This is a genomic window from Bradyrhizobium quebecense (assembly GCF_013373795.3).
Lineage (GTDB): Bacteria > Pseudomonadota > Alphaproteobacteria > Rhizobiales > Xanthobacteraceae > Bradyrhizobium > Bradyrhizobium quebecense.
In genome coordinates this window covers 8,430,453-8,450,488 of sequence record NZ_CP088022.1, presented here as the reverse complement: position 1 = coordinate 8,450,488, position 20,036 = coordinate 8,430,453, and the positions used below count along the sequence as shown (strand labels likewise).

At 59.9% G+C, this 20,036-nt stretch carries 9 protein-coding genes and 9 pseudogenes; 12 read left to right on the top strand and 6 right to left on the bottom strand.

The window, feature by feature from the left end:
- Window positions 1-546: 546 nt before the first annotated feature.
- Window positions 547-1,262 (bottom strand): annotated as a pseudogene (locus HU230_RS40100) (IS5 family transposase).
- 132 nt (window positions 1,263-1,394) lie between these two features.
- On the opposite strand from HU230_RS40100, the gene HU230_RS40095 reads away from it, so the two are divergent.
- The 3 genes and pseudogenes from HU230_RS40095 to HU230_RS40080 all read left to right on the top strand — a co-directional run bounded on the left by HU230_RS40095 (window position 1,395) and on the right by HU230_RS40080 (window position 3,395).
- Window positions 1,395-2,264, top strand: coding sequence for a DMT family transporter (locus HU230_RS40095; RefSeq protein ID WP_224924219.1), 870 nt, complete (start codon window positions 1,395-1,397; stop codon window positions 2,262-2,264).
- Between the two features lie 93 nt (window positions 2,265-2,357).
- A complete protein-coding gene (locus HU230_RS40090) occupies window positions 2,358-2,732 on the top strand; it encodes a hypothetical protein (protein WP_224924218.1) in 375 nt (124 codons plus the stop codon).
- Window positions 2,702-3,395: pseudogene (locus HU230_RS40080) on the top strand (hypothetical protein). The gene HU230_RS40090 and the pseudogene HU230_RS40080 overlap by 31 nt, the downstream one beginning before the upstream one ends.
- Window positions 3,396-4,075: 680 nt before the next feature.
- Here HU230_RS40080 and HU230_RS40075 read toward each other — a convergent pair.
- From HU230_RS40075 to HU230_RS40060, 4 genes and pseudogenes are all read right to left on the bottom strand, one after another.
- Window positions 4,076-5,041 carry a TauD/TfdA dioxygenase family protein gene (locus tag HU230_RS40075; protein WP_176533565.1) on the bottom strand — a complete coding sequence of 322 codons (966 nt, stop codon included), beginning with the start codon at window positions 5,039-5,041 and terminating at the stop codon, window positions 4,076-4,078.
- A gap of 198 nt (window positions 5,042-5,239) precedes the next feature.
- Window positions 5,240-5,829, bottom strand: a pseudogene (locus tag HU230_RS40070) (helix-turn-helix domain-containing protein); the annotation flags it as partial.
- Between the two features lie 1,246 nt (window positions 5,830-7,075).
- Window positions 7,076-7,322, bottom strand: a pseudogene (locus HU230_RS40065) (IS256 family transposase); the annotation flags it as partial.
- A 444-nt stretch (window positions 7,323-7,766) separates the two neighbouring features.
- A pseudogene (locus tag HU230_RS40060) lies at window positions 7,767-8,537 on the bottom strand (NEL-type E3 ubiquitin ligase domain-containing protein); the annotation flags it as partial.
- On the opposite strand from HU230_RS40060, the pseudogene HU230_RS40055 reads away from it, so the two are divergent.
- The 3 genes and pseudogenes from HU230_RS40055 to HU230_RS40045 all read left to right on the top strand — a co-directional run.
- Window positions 8,535-8,924: pseudogene (locus HU230_RS40055) on the top strand (ISL3 family transposase); the annotation flags it as partial. The pseudogenes HU230_RS40060 and HU230_RS40055 overlap by 3 nt on opposite strands.
- Window positions 8,925-9,459: 535 nt before the next feature.
- Complete coding sequence (locus HU230_RS40050; protein ID WP_176529003.1) at window positions 9,460-9,630, top strand: hypothetical protein; 171 nt, start codon at window positions 9,460-9,462, stop codon at window positions 9,628-9,630.
- A complete protein-coding gene (locus tag HU230_RS40045) occupies window positions 9,620-11,689 on the top strand; it encodes a recombinase family protein (protein WP_176529004.1) in 2,070 nt (689 codons plus the stop codon). Before HU230_RS40050 ends, HU230_RS40045 begins: the two co-directional genes overlap by 11 nt.
- Here HU230_RS40045 and HU230_RS40040 read toward each other — a convergent pair.
- Window positions 11,659-12,761: pseudogene (locus tag HU230_RS40040) on the bottom strand (IS3 family transposase). The gene HU230_RS40045 and the pseudogene HU230_RS40040 overlap by 31 nt on opposite strands.
- 1,706 nt (window positions 12,762-14,467) lie before the next feature.
- Between HU230_RS40040 and HU230_RS40035 the strand changes: the two are divergent.
- From HU230_RS40035 to HU230_RS44225, 6 genes and pseudogenes are all read left to right on the top strand, one after another.
- Window positions 14,468-14,569: pseudogene (locus tag HU230_RS40035) on the top strand (IS66 family transposase); the annotation flags it as partial.
- A gap of 368 nt (window positions 14,570-14,937) precedes the next feature.
- Complete coding sequence (locus HU230_RS40030) at window positions 14,938-15,303, top strand: hypothetical protein (RefSeq protein WP_173643987.1); 366 nt, start codon at window positions 14,938-14,940, stop codon at window positions 15,301-15,303.
- Between the two features lie 291 nt (window positions 15,304-15,594).
- On the top strand, window positions 15,595-16,929 hold the full coding sequence (hemN, locus tag HU230_RS40025; RefSeq protein WP_173643988.1) for an oxygen-independent coproporphyrinogen III oxidase: 1,335 nt from the start codon (window positions 15,595-15,597) through the stop codon (window positions 16,927-16,929).
- A gap of 215 nt (window positions 16,930-17,144) precedes the next feature.
- Complete coding sequence (locus HU230_RS40020) at window positions 17,145-18,005, top strand: tyrosine-type recombinase/integrase (RefSeq protein ID WP_029085027.1); 861 nt, start codon at window positions 17,145-17,147, stop codon at window positions 18,003-18,005.
- Between the two features lie 20 nt (window positions 18,006-18,025).
- Window positions 18,026-19,252, top strand: coding sequence for an IS91 family transposase (locus HU230_RS40015; protein WP_176528572.1), 1,227 nt, complete (start codon window positions 18,026-18,028; stop codon window positions 19,250-19,252).
- A 418-nt stretch (window positions 19,253-19,670) separates the two neighbouring features.
- Window positions 19,671-19,853, top strand: a pseudogene (locus tag HU230_RS44225) (IS630 family transposase); the annotation flags it as partial.
- Window positions 19,854-20,036: the final 183 nt, after the last annotated feature.

Here is a 20,036-nt window from a genome sequence, read left to right as displayed (position 1 = left end):
AGCCAAGTTCTCGGGCTCACGCGTGCGCGCGTATCCGATCATACCAAGCTCGTCGTCCAGGTGGACCTGGCGTAACCGATGAGGGGAGCCGCCAATATGCGCGTTGTCACAGCGGCGGCCGGCCGGTGGCTGGAGAAGGATTATTGGCCAGGTCATCCTAAGGCGGAGAGCCGAAATCGGCCGTGGACGAAGGTGCCGGATCCGCCCATCACCAGCAGGTCGAAGCTTTGGTGCGCCGCGAGCGACAGGAGGGTGCACCCCGCTGACCGGGATGCCGGGAGTGAAACGACCTTTTGCAGCAAGGCCGACTTTGTATTGCCCCAAATGCTCCGTAGAATTTTCCGCCGGAAGCCTGTTTGGAGCGGCGATCGCGACAATGGTGAGGACGTCAGCTTCGCGCAGCAGCGGCATCGCGTCGTGCAACGCGCGGGCCGCGCGACGGCTGCCGTCCCAGCAAATCCCGATTCGCCTGGCCGAAACGGGCCGTGGAAGATGCATGGCAGGCGGGCGATCGGCAAGTCGCTTCGCTCTAGGTCGTGTGGACACTTACCGCATCCAAAGGACGATGGCTGCGAGAGTGACGACGGCGCGATAATTTCGGGCGGTCTTTTCGAAGCGGGTTGCGACGCGGCGGAACTGCTTGAGCTTTGAGAAGCAGCATTCGACGAGGTGACGCTGGGCATAGAGGTGCTTGTCCAGCGGGTATTTGAGTGTGCGTGACGGGTTGTTGGGGATGACGGCGAGCGCGCCCTTGGCGGCGATGGCTTGGCGCAAATGATCGGCGTCATAGGCCGTATCGGCCATGACGACCTCGGCAGGTAGTCCCTCGATCAATGCGGCAGCTTGCGGTGCATCGCCCTGCTGGCCTGCGGTCAGCGCGAACCGTACGGGACATCCCAAGCCACGAACGGCCATATGTATCTTGGTGCTCAGCCCCCCGCGCGAGCGGCCGATCGCCTGATCTTCAGACCCCCTTTTTTGGCGCCGGCGGCGTGCTGATGCGCCCGGACGATGGTGGAATCGACGATCAAATATTCGAAGTCCGGATCATCGGACATCGCCTCGAAGATCCGCCACCAGACGCCCTTGATGCTCCACCGACTGAAGCGCCGGAACACGCTGTTCCAATCCCCGAACGCCTCCGGGAGATCACGCCAGGGAGAGCCCGTGCGAACAATCCAAAGTACACCTTCCACGAACATCCGATTGTCGCGCCCAGTGGAGCCCTTCTGGTCGGGGCGACCTATGATCAGCGGCGCCATCCGCTCCCAAGCCGCGTCGCTCAATACCAAACGGTCCATCACACCCAAGACTGCCTCCCCAAAAGCAGTCTTGAATCTGATTTGCGCCTAAAAGGGAATCCTTAGAGTCCACACCACCTAGGAGTTCTCTTTGTGGCGCTTTATGTCGTCGTGAGCGCCGCAGGGGAGGTTTGTGCCGCGTCGTATTTTCAGCAAGCAGACGTGTTCGTCGCTCTGCTGCTGTCCTTTGCTGCGGTTTGTCTAATGTTCAATCTCCTAGCTCGCCACGAGGGAGGCGAGGCGCGGCTGACGAAGCGCTCGCTCCCGGTGCTTGTCTCGCTCAATGTCGTGACCGCGATAAGCTGGATCGGCTTGTTCATCGGTCTCAAATATGCAGAACCGGCGATCGTCGTCGCGTTCATGGTGGCGTTAGGGCCCACAGCAACAGTGTGGTTAAATGCACTGATCAGGCGACAGGGCGTCCCTCCAGCATCCGATGTTGTCGTGAGCGTTACGATCGCGGCGATTGGATGCTACATGATTTGGATCTCGGCTAGCGGCAACGCGGGCATGGAGTGGGGGACTCGATCGTCCTTTGGCATCGTCTTGGCAATCGTGGCCGGTCTCTCGCTGGCCCTCACAAATATTCTCGTCAAGTTGCTCTTCGACCGTGGGTTTTTTGTACGGCAAGTGCTGGCCCATCGGTTTTACGCAACCATTCTGCTGCTGCTGGGACTGGCTGACTATTCCTCTCTCGTGCTTGAGATCTCGCAGCATTGGCTTGCAATCGCAACGATTGGGCTGTCGACGATCATCGTTCCTTTGCTCTTGATCCAAGCGGGCATTCGCCGCGTAGAGCCGTTCACAGTCAACATGGTCCTGTCCACGCCTCCTATCATCACCTTTCTGTTCCAGTACTTCGATTCTCGCATCGTGCCTTCCTCACATACGTTCGTTGGAAACGTGCTCATTACGGCTGTCGCCTCGGGCAACATCTACTTGCAGTATCGGAGATCCGCATGAAGGAACGCAGTTGCGTAATCGTGGACGCATACTCGACCGGTCGATGACCTACCGGAGGAGTTTGAATGTTATGAAATTGGAACGGTGCGCGTGATGTCTGCTGCGCAAATTCCTGCGATCTTTCAACCGCATTTCAATGCAGATCTGTATGATGAAGTCACTCGTCCGCCCGAGCAAATGTCTAATGAGGAGATCGTTGAATTTCATGCTCAGGTCCTCCGCGGCAGGAAGCTGGAGTTTGTTATCGCGGGGTGCGAAACCGGTGTTGAGCTCGCCAACTTGCTGTCGGAGCGGCTAGGGTTACCTTCAAATGGGACGGCGCTGTCAGCCGCCCGACGTGACAAAGCGCGTTTGGCTGACGCGCTGGGCGCTGCAGGCGTGCGATCGATCAGGCAGGTCGTGTATACAGCTGCGCTGCCGGGTTCGAGTTTGAATTTATGCTGTTCAAGGAGAACGCAGACACGATAGAAGAGAAGCCCTTTGACAAATGGGTTCCGTTAACGCGTGGTCCATTCGGTTACTCGATTGCGCGCTCTGTCGCACACCAGGAGCTGTTCGGTGAGATCTTGGTGCTTTGTGACAAGGCCAGAATACCTCTTATCGCGCTGCACTTTGAAACGGGGCCTGGCGTCATTGAAGCGTCACTTCATTATTGTGATGCTGGAGGCCGCGGATCGAGCAGTCGCATTCAAATCGATGATAAAGGCGTGGGCGCAAACGCGGGGCATGATGGCCACTTTCATGGCCAAGGTTTCTGAGAAATGGCCCGGCCGGTCCGGACATATTCACATCTCAGTTGCGTCCGACGGTGACAATGCGTTCCACGACCGCGACAGGTTCCGCAGTATCTCAAAACAGATGAGTCAATTCATTGGCAGACAGCTGAAATACATGAGTGATTTCTGTGTGCTCGCCGCGCCGAACTTCAATAGCTACAAGCGGTTGGTGCCCGGCTGCTGGGTTCCAGCCTGTCCAATAGGCGCGGACATGAACCCATATCTCGCGCTCTCGTGCGCGATCGGTTCAGGCATTCCGGGAATCGAAGAAGATGCTGCATTGCGGGCTTCGATCGTCGGTGATGCAAGCGAGAAAACCTGCCATACTTCCGCTAGACTTCCGCAAAGCACCTAGCGTAAGCTCCATGCTGCTCCAATGGTTCGTGATGTCGGCTTGACCTCGGATCCTTGTCAGGATGCACAGCGCCTTGCAAGCCCGCGGGCCCGAGCGTATCGGCGATCGGCATCACCAACCGCACGTTTCCGGCTGTTCGATCGGCCATTCTGTTCCAGTTCGTCAGCTCCTCGAAAGCGAACCTTCTTACCATTCGAACCTCGGCTCAAGAGGTCGATGCTGCCTATAACCGAACGTCGCGAATCTGGGATGTCCGCTCCGCAAATAGGCTACCGGCGAGAGCTTTATGGTCTTCAGTTGGATAAGCGGTGCTGGCTCGCCAGGAATTCCAACGGAGTACGCCGGCAGAGAGGGGGACAAAACTCTATTCAAGCAGGCCGTGAGCGCCACCAGAACAAACCATGCGGAGATGAAAGCGAAGATTGAGCTGACGCGCGCAAGCGGGCCAGCTGCAAAGGCCGCCGGCACAACACGTGCGTCATCGACGCAATGGTGTAAGTCGGGTCATCATCTGCTCCAACTGTACCGGCAAAGGCTCCGATTTGGAGCTCGAGCGATCCATACGGCAACTTTTCACGGTGACTACTCTGGGAACAACGACGTATGGGGCGCGTGCGCTGGACCTCAGACGATTTCAGCGGGAGCAGTCAACCAGTGGGACTCAGCGGGAACAGCTCCGTTCAGCCAGGCTCGCTCGATTGTCCAGCTTGGAGCACGATGGGCGGTATCGAGGGCGGCTGCTTGGTGATCTTGAGCCGCGTTATGCTGCGCCTGCCGTCGACGCTTACGGGCACGTCGCCATCGATCGTGGCCCGGCGCATGACGCGATGCTGATCGCCATAATCGTTGACCGCGTAGTGCAACGTTGCGCAGTTGTCCCATATCGCGACGTCGCCCTCCGTCCAGTTCCAACGCACGGTGTTCTCGGCTGCAGTGATATGATATTGGAATAAGTCGAACAGTTTCTGACCGTCATATTTGGGAATGTCGACAAAACGCTGTACCAACGCGCCGAGCAATAGCGTGCGTTCACTGGTCTCGGGGTGGACGCGGACGAGAGGATGCTCGGTCTCAAAGATGGTTCTGGTGAAGACATCGTCAAAATGCTTCTTGTCGACTTCGCGGACACGGGCCATTCCGGCGTAATCGAAGAGGTTGCTGTGAACGGCCCAGAGGCCGTCGGCAAGCCGTTGTAGCGGAGGCGGCAGATCGAGATACGCGGCTGCTGTATTCGACCACAGCGTATCGCCGCCGAACGATGGGATTACAACGGCTCGTAGAACCAGAATCTTCGGATATGCGTCGGCAAAGGTCCCATCTGCGTGCCATATGTCAGCGCGACCTCCGCCGCGGGTGGAGTCGAGCTCAAGGAGCGACGCAGTTCCGTTGGCAGCACCCAGCATCGGGTGCGGTACCAGCTTTCCGAACCGAGCTGCAAAGCGCTCCTGCCCAGCATCATCAAGATGGCTCTGGTTACGGAAGAAGATCACCTTGTGCTCGAGTAACAGACCACTGATCGCAGCGATGATCTGGGTCGGCAAATCGCCCGTGAGCCTCAGATCTTTGATTTCGGCGCCGATGCGCGCTGCCCGTTTCACAACGTTGCCGCGCGGAATGACATCATCGATCAAAGGTGTTGCACTCATCGTGACATATCTCCCACGTCTGGTCGTCGCTTCCTCGTCCCAGCCAGTGAATGATCCACAGCAAGCATTGTGCCAGGCGAAGGGACCGCGCCCCAGGCGGCCATGTACGACACGGACACTAAAGGATTGGAATATTTGGCGCGAGCCGGCCAGGGACTGAGCTCAGGCGCAACTATGCCGCTTCTAATCGTGGCTCTAGCCGGGCAAGGCGCGGCCGTTGAGCAACTTCGGATGCTCCAAGGCGTGGATCTGAGCGCTTCTCGTCCACGCATAGCGCCTTCGCTGGCGGGGCGACGTAAAGGCCGACTACATCGGCGGCTTTGGCCGCAACGTTCGGGTCATTGCTCTCCCACCAGACTGGCGAGCCGCGAGGTCAATCTTGTGGTTGTGCAGGGGCCGCCAGACATATTGGACATCAACATCGCCCAGCGCCTCGGCCAGCAGAGGGCGGGTGGTCCAGCGCGCAAACCCTTGCGCGGGGCGCCTTATCCAGCAGCTTGAGAATCCGCTTGTCGGTCGTCTTCGTATAGATCGCAGCTTGCCGGGCCGCGGCTTGTCTTGCAGCCCTTCAAGACGTTGCTCAGCATAGCGATGCCGCCAAAGGCTGACAATCCGCGGCTAGACCCCAACTTCCTTGGCGATCGACCGGGGGCCGCGTCCGGCCGCCGCCAACAGCAGTATCCGCGCTCGCTTCAAATCACGCTGCAATGTCACCGGTGAGGGGCAACAGGTTTCAGGCACTTGCGATCTTTCCTCGAAAAGCGCACTTCTCTTGCTTCGGGTATTATCTCGCTTGAATCACGACTCTCGTTCCACGAAAAGTGGGTGCTAGGGTGAGCAGGGGTTGATCGAGGCGGGTGTGGAGAGCCTTTCGTTCGAGCAGCACAAGAAAGCCTGTTCAATCGAGATCGCGCAGAGTCATCGAAGGGGAATACACCTCAGTTGATAAGCGGTCCAATCGACATGTGAAAGCGGCAGTCGTGACGCCGTCACGGCGACTTCAACGCCTCGTCGATCCAGTTCCGCGGCATCCTTGTAAGCAGATCAACGTCCCCGGGTGTGCCAAGATACTGTGCTCCAACGGTTTCACGGCCGATTGGCCCGGCCGGCTTTGCCGGAGCTTGCGCTCGCCACGCCGGGCCGCGGCAGAAACGGTTGTCAAGAGTCCAAGCCGCGCCGAGCGTCGAAGCTTCTATGGGTGTACCGCGCAAGGCGGAAGCGCGCTGTTTGGAGCTTGGAGGGCCTGCGAGAAGAAGGGAGGCGGGCCGTTGTCCAAGACGCTGCAAATCTGCTACTGGCGGGGCGAAGAGCGGCATGATGAGGGCGCGCTGCGCGGTTTACGGAATGTGGAGCGCGTCATGGTCGAGTAGGTTGCAGCTTGGAACAGCAGCGGCGACACGAAGCACGCCGGGTGGAGAATTGTGGACACACGATGGGAGGTTGGCAAAGTTGGCTGGGATTGAAAAAGAGACGCCGAGAGTAGCGTGACACCATGGTCTGGCCTTATTTGAGGCGGAAGTCGCCGGTCAAAAGTGCAGGTGCTATATTGGGAAAGGCGGAATATGTCGAATGAGCGGAAAAGCATTGTCTGCGCAGGACAGATCTTGGTTGATGGCAGTCCAATGCGCTGCAAGGTCCGCCACCTCACGGCATCCTCCGCAATCGTTCAGACGCCTGACGCGCGTTTCATGCCCGCAACCTTTGGGCTGCGCGTTCTAAGCGCGGACGTCGATACGATATGCCAGGTAGTTTGGCGTGATGCGCGCCGACTTGGCGTGACATTTCTGAGTTAGTCGACAACAGTTGCCCAGACGCATCACCGTCCTGAACTCGGACCCTATTGAGTTGTAGGTTTGCAGGACACTTCGACTTGATTTCGGCCGGTGCCGCCGCATGAGGCGCATCGAATCGCTCCTGAAGAGCAAGCGTCAACCACGGAGTGAAAGACCTGAAGACAATTTGAGCTGGACGTGCGGAGCCTTCATCGACCACGCGTCGACGGTCACTCTCCTGCGTAACTGTGAGTACGACAGATATCCGCGAGCAGCGCACCGCTACCGAGCCGATGCCAGTTATGATCTCTCGCTCGGGCAGATGGCCGTGGCGCACCAGCCGTTGGCGGCCATCATCGGTAACCTGCGGCGTGCCTGCCGAGCAAAGCCGCCACTTCGGCCTCCACGGCCTCCATCAGCAGCGCTCGCGCGCCGTTGCGAAAAACCTCGGTAAGCGGGTCCGCGAAACTTCCTGGCTGGGAAAATTGAAAACCGTTAGTGTCGGTCACGGCGTATCTTCCTTCGATGGAAACTGGAGGCTTCGAACACCACCACGATACGCCGCCTTACCTCTTCATGCTGTCACCAACTTTCGCCCATAGCCCATCCGGTCGATCCACTTGGATGACCTTATCGAATCATCGATTCAGCAATTGTCCAGAAACCTGTTCAGCCTCTTCAACGCCTCCGGGATGCGACCTGTCAATAGGTTCCGTCGTATTTGTTTCGGCTGGCGGAGACGCAGGACTTTCGGAAAGGAGTGCGCCTTTTGGAGGTCAAGGACTTCATTCCAACAAAGGTGTACCTACAAGTTCGTTCTTCGAATTCTTTGTTGATTTCTAATGCCTCTGACAGGCTCACGCCTGTCGATGCCAGGACCAGAAAAAGGAGCTGATTCTCTTCGGCCAGCTCGGCGTGGCAAAGCTTCATGTCGGCTTCCAAGAGGGGAAGTCTCATTGTTCTAGGCCACGCTCTGCGAGCAGCCGGTGCATGACCTCGCCTTTTATCTCGGCTGCGATTTGGTTTCGGACTTGGGCTCCGAGCACCCGCTCGGCATCGACGTCGCCTACCAGACCATGTTCGGCCAGTCGCTGATCCAGACGGCTTTGAAACTCTTCGCCCATGGCTTCGACAAGCCGGTCCTGCATCGCTGCATGTTCGTCCGGTGCGATGCGCCTCAGCACCGTCTCCCAAGGTTGCCAGCGGGTGGCCATATAGTCGGTGAATTGGTTCGCTTCCCGCTCCCGGACCAGGTCCAGCGCCTCCGTCGCATCATCCTCGCTTACGCGAGAGACCGCCAGGAAGCGCATGTCAGGGGCGACGTGACTGAGCTCCAGCGGCTCGCGCAGCCGATGTTGATAGGCCAAGTAGACTTCCACGTCGTCTATGTCTGGGTCGAGGCTGAGGAGCGAGTTGACCCTGTCGCGCGCGATCTCGTCAAGCGCCTCCAAGCGGAACGCAACACGGCCGCGCTGGATCAGTTCGCCAAGACGATCGTCATAGACGCCGCCCTCGACATCAGCGTTGAGGCGCGCGGTCTGCATACCGTTCCAGTGCAAGGTAACTCGATCCTCGCAGCTCGCGTTGGCCTCGGAAGCCTGTGCAAAAAACTGCTCGCGCAATCTCGGATTGGCCGCCGCCTGCCGCAGATCATCAGCCACTCTCTGCCGAAACTCGTGATTGCCATAGTTAACGGTCTCTCGTAGCCTCTCTAGGAACCAGGCGGCTGTCGCAACGGTGCCGAACTCTAGCGCCGTTTGAGAGGGCAAGGCTTTAAGGGATCACTGCGCGCGGTGGCGGAATGGGCCACGCGACGGCGACGCGCCGAGACTATCAGCCGTCAACAATTGCAGAAGGTCCCCGCCGCCAGGACAATCGCGCAGTTGTTGACGACGAAGCGCGACCACCTAAGCAAGGCCGAGACCGTAACGGATGCCGGTATTGAACAAAGCGTTCCTATGCTGGCCGATGCCCACGCTCTCGTTGGCCGCTTCCACGCGATGATCAGAAAGAGGGGCGAGATCGAGTTCGAACCTTGGATAGATGAATCCAAGCGGAGCCTCATTGGCTCGTTCGCGAATGGCATCGCCAAAGATAAGGGCGCGGTGCACGGCTAACACTGATCTTCCCCCGAAAAAGTGGACGGGTTTAAGCGGCTTTTAGCTCCGTTTTGATCGGGGCGATATATCCGATGGCGGAATGGAGCCTGGTGCGGTTGTACAACGACGTTTGAGAACGCCCACAGGACCGTTCTTCGCGAGGTTCTTTATCGGCATCATCCCTGGTTTGGTCGCCGAGTTTGCGTTCATGGGGCGGTCGACAAGGCTGACGATGTCGTTTTTCGCTGCACCCTGGACGGATCGCAAGCAGACCGTTGGCTGGAAGTTCCAGCATGGATGTTCGACCGGACGGCCTGCCCTGACGCCGAGCTTCTGACAGTTCGGCCGTTTGTTAGCATCGATGCACTTGCGGCGCTCGCTGCGCTTCTCGATCTGGCGTTGAAGGATCGAACGCCATCAGCTGCCCCGCTTTCTGGCGCATCCAGAGGCTCTCACGACCAGAATCGGGGAGCGACTCATGTCACGCGAGACGGCAATGCCAGGGAGCGGATACCGACACAATCGACAACCGCGGTTGCAGCAGCAGATGGATCTGTTCGGGAGCGGCCTGTCGAACGGCGCCCTCGGCGCGCCGGCATGGTCGGAGCTGCCGGCGGAAGCGCGGGCGGCCCTCACAAGCCTGATGACGCAGTTGATCCTCGACCATGCTGCGATGACAGCGACGCCGCCCGCGAAGGGGGTCGATCATGATCTCTGACAAGGTCAGGCCTCATCATCTGGAGCGTAAGGCGATTCTTTACGTGCGCCAATCCTCAGCACATCAGGTGTTGCACAATCGCGAGAGCAGCGCATTGCAATACGCCATGCGGGACCGGCTGACGGCACTCGGGTGGTCAGAGATCGAAGTGATCGATGATGATCTCGGTCGTTCAGCCGCCGGCGGCGTGCAACGCGCCGGTTTCGAGCGAATGGTAGCGGAGGTTTGCCTCGGTAAGGTTGGTGCGGTTTGCGCCCGCGAGGTCTCGCGCTTCGCCCGCAACAGCCGGGATTGGCAGCAACTCATCGAGATGTGCCGCGTGGTCGATACCGTTCTGGTCGATCAGGAGACTATCTATGCGCCAAGGCACGGCAACGACCGCCTGCTGCTCGGGCTCAAGGGCAGCCTCAACGAGTACGAACTGGATTTGTTGCGCCAACGCTCGCTCTCGGCCCGCTACGAGAAGGCGCGCCGGGGCGAGTTGGTTGTGGCGGCGCCCGTCGGCTTCGTGAAGGCCGGCGACCATTATGAGAAAGATCCGGATCGGCGTGTCCAGGAAGCGATCAAGCTGGTGTTCGACAAGGTCGAGGAACTGGGCAGCGCGCGACAGGCGCTCTGCTGGCTCCACGAGTACAATCTCGATCTACCAGTGAAGCAGTCCAACGGCGACACAGCCTGGCGGCGACCGAGTTACTCCGCCATCCACCGGATCATTGAGAACCCGGTCTACGGCGGCGCCTATGCCTATGGTAAGACGGCTGTGGCGGCGGGATACAGCGCCGGGGGCGTGAGCTTGAAGATCCGCCGCAAGACACGGAACGAATGGCTGGCGCTGAAGCCCAACACCCACGACGGGTATGTGAGCTGGGAGAGGTTCGAGGCGATCCGCACCATGGTCAGCAGCAACGTTCCCACCGGTCGGCATCACGGCGCACCCAAGCATGGTGACGCGCTGCTGGCCGGTCTGATCCGGTGCAAGCGCTGCGGCCGCAAGCTCACACTCCGGTACTCCGGCATGAAGCACCATATCCCACGCTACAGCTGCAGCCGCGCCTGGATGGACAATGGCGGTCCTCACTGCATCGCCTTCGGCGGATTGCGTGTCGATGATGCAATCGAGGAAGCACTGCTTGGCGTCGTCGGTCCGGGCGCTATCGCCGCTGCAACCGCTGCCGCCGAAGGAGCCAGGGAACGGCGGGATCAGGTGCGCGATGCGCTCAGTCGCGATCTGGAAGCGGCGCGCTATGCCGCCGACCGGGCTTTCCGGCAATACGATGCCGCTGACCCCGCGAACCGGTTGGTGGCGAGTGAGCTGGAAGCGCGCTGGAACAGGGCACTCGCTCACGCGGCGGAGGTCGAGGGCAAGATCGCCATGCATGATGCGGCCACGCCCGCACCCATTGCTGATCCAGCTTCGCTCGGCGTACTGGCCTCGAACCTCAAAACGGTCTGGGATGCGCCGACGACGGATGCTCGTCTCAAGAAGCGCATTGTACGCACCCTCGTCCATGAGGTCGTGGCCGATATAGACGACGCGGCGTCCGAGATCGTTCTCATCGTCCACTGGGTGGGTGGCGCTCACAGCGAGTTGCGCTTGCCCAAGCGCCGGCGCGGACAGCGCAACAGCACTTCCGCCGATATTATCCAAGCCGTGCGTCAACTGGTGCTGATCGCCAGCGACGATCTGATTGCCGGCCTCCTCAACCGAAACGGCCTCAAGACGGGCAACGGCAATCGCTGGACCCGCGAGCGCGTCACATCAATGCGCTCGAGCTACCACCTCCCGGTGTTCAAGCCCGCCGATGACGGGATCGAACCCTGGCTCAACCTTAGCAACGCCGCAAAGCTCCTGAAGGTCGCGCCCAAGACGCTCCGGCTCGCCGCTGAAGCCGGCGAGATCGCAGCCATCCATCCGCTATCGGACGGCCCGTGGATCTTTGCTCGCGCCTCGCTGATAACAGCTGCCGCTCAATCTATCGCCGAAGGAGCGCGACAGAACCCAAGATACCCCACAGGATCGCATCCCGATCAGCAAACTCTCTTCTCTTCAACAACATAGACAGATGGGTGTTCTGATGCGCGGTTGTAAAAGCCCTCGATGAAGGCGAAGATATCGCGCTGGGCTTCGGCGCGGGTGTTGTAGTCGCGATGATGGACGAGCTCGGTTTTCAACGTATGAAAGAAGCTCTCCATCGGGGCGTTGTCGTAGCAATCGGCCTTGCGGCTCATCGATGCGGTGATGCCGGCGCCCGTGAAAGCGTCGCGATGGGCGCGTGAGGCATACTGCACTCCGCGATCGGAGTGGTGGATCAACCCGTGCTGCGGGCGTTGCTGCTTGATGGCCATTGCCAGAGCCGCGGATGGCAGTTCGACCTGCATGTGATCCCGCATCGCCCACCCGACGATCTTTCGGCTGAACATGTCCATGACGGCCGCCAGGTATAACCAGCCCTCCGCGGTCGGGATGTAGCTGATATCGGCGAGCCAGACCCGGTTTGGCGCTGCGGCGGTAAAGTCACGCGCGATCAGGTTCGGCGCGATCGGCAGATCGTGACGACTGTCGGTGGTGCGAACCCGACGGGGTCGCGCCATGAGCGCTCAAATGCCATATCGACGCATCAGCCGTTCGATCCGGCCGCGGCTGGCGCCCCGTCCCTGGGTCCGCAGAGCGGCATAGACCCGCGGGCTGCCATAGCGCTGACCGCTGTCGTGATGGACCTGCCGGATCTCGGCCAGGAGCGTGGAATTGGAGCCCGCACGCGCGCTCACCGGGCGCTCGCGCCATGCGTAATAGCCCGCCGGCGAGACCTCGAGCACGGCACACATCAAGCGTATCGGATAGGTCTCGCGGTGGTCCTCGATGAAGCGAAAGCTCATGTCCGGGTTCCGGCAAAGATCGCGATCGACTTTTTTAAAATGTCGCGCTCCATGCGCAGCCGTTCGTTCTCCTGACGCAACCGGGCGATCTCTGAAGCCTGGTCCGCCGACATCGGCGTCGCCTGCGTGGTGGGGCGCCACGCCGCCGATGCCGGCTCCTGCCGGAGCTTATCTACCCAGCGCCGCAGCACCGAGTCGCGCAGACCCAGCTCTTTGGAAACCGACCCGATCGAGCGACCGCTCGACACCACCAGTTCGACCGCCTGGCGCTTGTAATCCTCGGTAAACGACCGACGTTGACGTTACATTCGAGACCTCCGGGCTCATTGAGCCTACTACAGGTGTCCACTCATTCGGAGGAGGTTCACACGCAACCATGGTCCAATGGCCAAGTGGAAGCTCAGGAAACTCAAGCTCCTTCAGGCTAGAGCGGTTTTCGGTTGATGTGAATCGGAACAAATAAGGGCGGTCCCTGAGGCGCGCTAATCAGATTCGGGTTGCTTTGACAAGCAATGGCGAGGTCGCGATGGCTCGGGGATATTCGAAGGATCTCAGGGCGCGGGCGGTCGCGCTAGTCGAAGACGGCGAGAGCAGACGGAAACGGCGCGGGTGCTCGGTCTCGGCGCCTCGACCGCAATCCGCTAGATTGAGCGCTGGGTGACGACGGGCAGTGCCCTTCTTTAAGCCCGGGCCGCCCCGAGGATGAATAGAGGATGAGTGGCCAGGGAGCGACGGGCCCCCCAGAAAAGGTAGGAGCCCGATCCAATGTTGATGCTGTACCGTCAAACGTGGTTAGCCTTTCGGGCTGGACTCCGTGGAGCATCAGGATCTGACGATGTCTAGAAAGACTGCCTGCTTGCACGCCGAAGTTAAGAAGCGCATTGCCCAGATCGAAAGTATGAAACTGGTCCAGATTCAACGGGTCATGATGGATTGTGTGTCCGAGCGGTCCGCTGGCAGGATGACGACAGATGAGGGCAATGCGTTGCGCCGAGCACTGAACAAACGGGTTAGCATTCTCAGACGAGACCTTATCGCGTAAGAGTTCGCGAGCTTGTCAGGCAAAGCACTGACGTCGCACAGCGGTAGGACACGAATTTAGTCGGGGAGAACCCAGATAAATGACTGCTTTTAGGTGGGGTTGCTAGGTAAGCGATTTACCCGATGGACTAAGCTGGACGACCAGCGGGTATTCGAACTGCGGGAAGCCGCGCGAGCTGCGCAAGAGATCGCGAGTGAGCTAAAGCGCAGTGATTCGGCGATCAGAATCCGGGTCGTCACCCTTGCGGGCCTAAAGAAAGAACCCGCGGTGGGGAGTTAGGACGAAGAGGAGCGGCGTCTTTTATTTGGACTCCCTTACCCTCGGCGATCGTTGCCGGCCATTGACGACACGGGGGCGCACTCGGCGCATCCCGCCCTTCGTCCGTCCGGCATTAGGTAGGTGATATGAAACAGCATGTCCGAGTGGCGTCAGCTGCGGTCGCGTTCGCTTACCATCGCCGCTGCGAAGTCCTCAGCGTGTACGAACGCGAAACCAAAACGCGCAACGAGATTAGTGTCGCCGTATGCGGAAAACAAGTGGACGGATACGACTACGACAGTGAATGCCACGTCAGCGGTTTGTTACCGAACCTATGTCACCACGGGGCGAAATCGCGTTGGATATTGAGCCCTGGGACCTCGGAGATATGCATCGGCTACGAGGACGACACATCGTCCTTCTTCTCAGTGAAAATCGTCAGCGGTCACGTTCAGGTATTTGATTGCCGCCAAGTCCTGTCCTTCACATACACAGTATGGTGGAGAGACGTGCAATCCGATAGCTGCTGATGCCCCTCGGCTCGCCGAGGCCGGGTGATTTCTACGGAGGATTAGGCCGAGAGGACGTTGAACTGGAACACTGCGAGGCGGTCGGCGACGCTGGAGTTGGCTTCCGCGTCTCTCGTTACCGGCACTTGCTTTGACGACGGAAGCGCTTCTGGCCCAGATTGCCGTTGCCAAATATGCCGATGGCGAGCCGCTTTACCGCCAGGAGGCCATCTACGCCCGCGACAAGCTCGACCGCCACGCAACAACCGCATCTCACTAGGCCGGCGAAGAGATGCCTGGGCCGCCGGCGTCGGCGGTGGGTACACGATGATCTCGAAGGACCTGCTCGGCTGCGCGGCGGCGCGGGAACAAGGGGACGTGCAATAATCGCGTGAACATCCGGCACGATGCGCTGGCGCCATCCGTATTGAACGGCCTCCGGACGCACTTAATAAAGCCCGAATTGTTCAAGCAGTTTTGCGAGGAATTCACCCAAGAAGTGAACCGAATGCGGATCGAACGTCGAACCGATCAGGATGCTTGGCAAAGCGAGCTGGAAAGAGTCAAAAAGCAGATTCGAGGCATTATCACTGCGATCAAGATGGCATGTATGAACCGTCGATGAAGGCTGAGATGGATGCGCTCGAAGCTTGCAAGTCGAAGTTGACCGATCTGCTCGCGAGCGCTGAGGCCCCCGCCGCTCTTGCACCCGAACATGCGGAGTCTATCGGCAGCGCATCTCTGCACTGTATGAAAGCCTGCAGTGCGAAGAGGAGAAAGCCGAGGCGGCGGTTCCGTACGTTGATCGATCAGGTCACGCTCGTGCTCGACGGGGAACAGCTCGCCATCGTGCTGCGCGGTGACTTGGCCGCGATCCTGCGATTTGCGGCGGACAAGAAGAACCCCGACTTCCTCTCGGAGGCCTGGGCTCTGGATGGCTTGCTATCGCAAACATCGGTCGTTGCGGAACCGGATTTGAACGTATGACCATCAGTTCATGAACCCTCCTGCCCTATTGATCCTATGCTGCCAGACTGCCAGAGCGAATTTGATCCCGCCAGCCGTCGGCGCGCTTTACCACATCCGCCGCGAGCTGATGGTTTGAGATCATTGCTTCTTCATAAACGTGTGAGAGCCAGAAGCGACACACCTTCGGAGGACGGATTGCCACTACGTCCAGACAAAGATCGAGACCAAAGCGGGCACATTGACATGAAGCAAAGACACCGAAGAGGAGATGGGTCAACTTCATGTTGTGTGAGCATGGATAGATAAGACGTGCAGACCTCGTTGCTGAACAAATATTGCGATTCCCGCCTGCCTTGGTACACTATTTATCCGACCGTACCTGATTTCTCCGCGATGGTGGGCGCCAACACTTATGGGAGATGGTTGAGGCGGCTGCCGCGCGATGAACCGGTATCCATCTATCTCCACGTTCCGTTCTGTCGCTCGATTTGCTGGTATTGCGGCTTCCCGACAAGCCTCACTCACAGCGAGCGACCGATCCGCAAATATCTCGCGGTGCTCCGCGAGGAGATTGATTTGGTCGCAGCGCAGGCGCCCCGCGCCTTGTCCGTCAGCGACGTGCATTTCGGCGGCGGGACGCCGACCATCATCTCGCCTGCCGACTTCTTGGGCCTGATGGAGCTCCTGCGCGACCGCTTCACATTCAGCAAGTCGACCACCGTTGCCGTCGAGATCGATCCCAGAGCGTTCACGACCGAGATGGCCGAAACATTAGGCTCAGCCGGCGTCAGCCGCGCCAGCATTGGCGCGCAAAGTTTTGATCCCCTGGTGCAGCGGGCAGTGAACCGCGTCCAGAGCGAGACACAGATAGCTCTTGCCGTCGAAAGTCTGCGCCAGCATGGAATAAGCCGCATCAACTTCGACCTCCTGTTCGGATTGCCACACCAGTCGGTGCAGTCCTGCGTTGACTCCGCCAGAATCGCGGTAGCTATGCGGCCGGACCGGCTTGCGGTTTTCGGCTACGCCCATGTTCCCTCCTATATGAAACGTCAGCGCCAGATCGATGAGGCGGCGCTGCCAGACAATGTCGCTCGCGCCGAGCAAGCCGCGGCGGTGGCTGAAACTCTGGTCGCGGCGGGCTACCGACAAATTGGGCTCGACCATTTCGCCTTGCCATCCGACGAGCTCGCGCTGGCGCAGAAGGCCGGTCGCCTTTGCCGCAACTCCCTGGGTTATTCGGCTGATACCTGTCAAACCGTGATCGGCTTCGGTCCGTCCGCCATTGGCCGCCTTCCTGACGGCTACGTCCAGAATGAGCTCGCAACCGCTTCCTATCATCAGCATATCAAAGCTGGCTGCTTCCCGACTTCAAAGGGCTACCGTCTCACCGAGGAAGACCGGCTTCGGGCCGAAATCATCGAACGCGTGATGTGCGACTTACAGGCCGATGTTCCAGCAATCTGCGCCAACCACGGATTTGATCCGGTAGCTTTTCTTGATTCAGCTGATCGCTTGGAGATGCTCACCGAGGACGGGATAGTGGAGATCGAAAAGGGTATCCTCCGCGTCAAGCAGGAGCACCGTTTTGTCATCCGCGCCGTTGCTGCGGCATTCGACGCTTATCTCGACCGCGCACCATATTAACGAAGACCACCCATATGCGCACAGTTCTTGAAGCATCAAATGAGGTCGCGGGCCGCGGCCCGTACGGTCATACTAGAGCATTTTCCGACCGGAACGAATCGGGTGGGGATTGAACTAAGCCGCTGCCGCGGCGTAGGGGGCAAGGTGGCATAGATCGCCTCCTGGCTGAGAGGATGTGGGTGTTGGAGCCCACCCCCTCAGACAGGAGTATCGAGATGGCCGATTTGAGCCCTCTTCGCCGCCGCATGATCGAAGACATGACCGTCCGCAATCTGTCGCCGGCGACGCAAAGATCCTACATCAGCGCGGTTTCGAAGTTCAGCCGCTATTTTGGCCGATCGCCTGACCGGTTAGAGCTGGAAGACGTCCGCGCCTTCCAGGTGCATTTGGTCTCGACCGGCATCTCATGGCCGGCGCTGAACCAGATCGTCTGTGCGCTACGGTTTTTCTACGGCGTCACGCTCGGCGAGGCGCTCATCCCAGAGCGCATTCCCTATGCGCGAGAACCGCGCAAGCTGCCGGTCGTTCTCAGCGCCGACGAAGTGGTTCAGTTTCTTGAAGCGGTATCGAGCCTGAAGAGCCGCGCCGCGCTCACCACCGCCTATGCGGCCGGGCTCAGGGCCTCGGAGGTTGCGGGACTGCGGATCGAAGACATCGACAGCGCCCGCGGCGTCATCCAGGTGCGCCACGGCAAGGGCGCGAAGGATCGCAACGTGATGCTGTCGCCCCAGCTGCTGGGCATCCTGCGCACCTACTGGCGGCTCGCCCGGCCGCGGCTTTATCTGTTCCCTGGTCGTGACGAAGATCATCCGATCGATCAGACCGTGCTGCATGCCGCCTGCCGGTCGGCGGTGAAGGCTGCGGGCCTGACCAAGCGCGTCACGCTGCACACGCTGCGCCACAGCTTCGCGACACATCTTCTCGAGAACGGAACCGATATCCGGATCATCCAGGTCTTGCTCGGGCACAATAATTTGTCGTCGACAGCGCGCTACACGCAGGTCGCCACCGATACGATCCGAGCGACGCAGAGCCCGCTCGATCGCCTGTCGCTGGAGGTGACGCCACCTGGATGACCCGCAGCGGGATGCGGGTCATGACCCGCTCCGACATCCGCTCCAACAGGCCCGCCATCGAGATTGCCGATATTCTGTGCCGGCATGGCGACGCCTATCGCCGTGTACATGCCGGTCATCTGGGGCGGGTCGAGCGGCGCGTGATGAGCGCGATCGTTGCGTGCCGGACCGAGGCGCTCGGCGGCCACATGCAGGCTTGCGACGACTGCGGCACGACACGCGTTGCCTATAATTCCTGCCGCAATCGGCACTGTCCGAAGTGTCAGGGGAGAGCCCGAGCCGCGTGGCTCGCCGCGCGTCAAGCCGACCTGCTTCCGGTTCCCTATTTCCACGTCGTCTTTACACTTCCCGCACCGATCGCCGCGATCGCTTTCCAGAACAAGGCCGTCGTCTATGCCATCCTGTTCAAGGCTGCCGCCGAGGCGATGACGACGCTCGCCGCCAATCCACGCCGGCTCGGCGGTGCGATCGGCGGCGTCGCCGTCCTCCACACCTGGGGACAGACGCTGATGCATCATCCCCACGTCCATTGCGTCGTTCCGGGTGGCGGCCTCTCGCCCGATGGCGCGCGCTGGACCGCTTGCCGACCGAACTTCTTCCTGGCCGTCAAACCGTTGTCCAGACTATTTCGCACACTTTTTCTCAAACGTCTGTCGGCAGCCTTCAACTCCGGTGCCTTGCGTTTCTTCGGCGATCTCGGAGCTCTGGCCGAGCCGGCTGCCTTTGCGGCCCACCTCGACGCCATGCGACGCATCAACTGGGTTGTTTACGCCAAGCGGCCCTTCGGCGGACCCGCACAGGTCCTGGCCTATCTCGGCCGCTACACCCATCGCGTCGCGATCGCCAACAGCCGGCTCGTCGCACTCGACGACGATCATGTCGCCTTCTCATGGAAGGACTATCGCCAAAACAGCGCGACAAAGATCATGAATCTCAAGCCCGATGAGTTCATTCGCCGTTTCCTGCTTCATACGCTGCCTGACGGCTTCCACCGCATCCGCCACTTCGGCTTCATGGCCAACCGCCATCGCGCTGCCAAGCTCGCCCTTTGCCGCGAACTTCTCGATCATGAGCGAACAGCCCCAAACGATGGCCAGCCGTCGCCTGTGGATTCGGAGGCTCAAACCCGGGCCGAGGTTCCTGCCTGTCCCGATTGTGGTGGCGTCATGCGCATCATTGAGCGCTTTCGACATAGCTTCAGACGCCCCAGCCCTCGAACATCACCGTTCCGATGCGACACATCGTGAGCCAAGTCATGTCGTGCACGACGATCATCATTCGTCATTTCGCTCCCAGCGTCTCGATCATCGCGGACGATGTCGAATCCGTGCTGTCACACTGCGCGACAACAACCGTCCGATGCAGCAAAAGGCCTATCGCGATCTCAGGCGAAGCGCGTCTGATCTCAACTCTTCCAGGATGCGCACTCCTGTGTCTCTGCCTCACGCGCCGAGCCAGCAGATCGGGCATGGCGATCTCGAACAATCCCCATAGCTGCAAAACCGCGAATAGCCTCCCGCGCCTTCGTTCAATCCGGCTTCAATGAGGTCGCGTCATAAGCGCCTGCCGCGCCCTCGCGTGAGCGCGACCTCACAGAACCCTCCAGATTCCCAAAACGGCGCGAGTCAGATTCAAGCCACATGCTGGCGAGGGAGGCCAGCATGTATGGCCAGGGCGTTTTCGGTTGATCTTCGCCAAAGGGTGGTAGCAGCGATTGACGGTGGCATGTCCTGTCGACAGGCTGCCGAGCGCTTTGGTGTCAGCGCGATCCGCCGGCGCGGTCGCCTCAAGGAAGTTGGCGACATCGTTCCTAAACGCCAGGGCGGTGACCGCAAATCGAAGCGCATTCGCAATTGATTCTGGAGGCGGTGACAGCGAAGCCGGATATCACGCTCGCCTAGTGGCTCTGCACAGTGATTTTGATAAGTTGGGTCCGGCGGTCAGATTAGCCCCGGCAGGGGTTTCGGACCAAGATTGGATCATCCGACGACCAACCGAGACGGGGCCCTGTTCGTGGGCGGCAATCTCATG